Below are 505 nucleotides of genomic sequence, written 5' to 3'. Positions count from 1 at the left end.
GCCGCGCGACGTGAAGCGCACCTACATCGGCGAGTTCCAGCCGTGGAAGATGCTGACACCGGTAAACGATCCGGCGTTCTATGACCTGACCGACGACAAGCTGAAGTTCCAGAAGCGCGCCCTCGCCAGCGGACTGCCGGTACCCGAGATCCTGGCGACCCTCTCGGCTGAAGGGGCGGACCTCGATGTGCCGAACCTCGACAGTGCGCAAGCCCTCGCGGAATGGATGGCCGCCAACAACATCGCCGACGTCGTTTTCAAGCCCATCGGCGGCCTGATGGGTCGGGGGGTGATCAGCCTCGGTGAGCGCGTCCCGGAGACCGCCGCCTGGCGCTCACTGCCGGACGGCCGCACCCTCGATGCCCAGGCGCTTTGGGACCATTGCCAAAGCCAGCGCCGCCACGGCGGCATGTTCGTGCAGCGGCGCGTGGCGCCCCACCCGGAACTGGCAAGGATCGCGCCCAATGTGCTCCACACGGTGCGCGTGGTGACCTTCCTCGATCCG

The 505-nt window shown here is 67.3% G+C and carries 1 protein-coding gene; it reads left to right on the top strand.

Annotation, left to right across the window (positions count from 1 at the left end; genetic code table 11):
* The coding region (locus ACKGJN_RS16910; protein WP_409540750.1) for a sugar-transfer associated ATP-grasp domain-containing protein at nt 1-505 on the top strand (505 nt) is incomplete at both ends.

Origin of the sequence: Gillisia xinjiangensis, from assembly GCF_046298265.1 — a bacterium.
Taxonomy (GTDB): Bacteria; Bacteroidota; Bacteroidia; order Flavobacteriales; family Flavobacteriaceae; genus Gillisia; species Gillisia xinjiangensis.
Note: the sequence above shows the minus strand (reverse complement) of the source record. Positions and strands in the feature narration are given on the sequence as shown.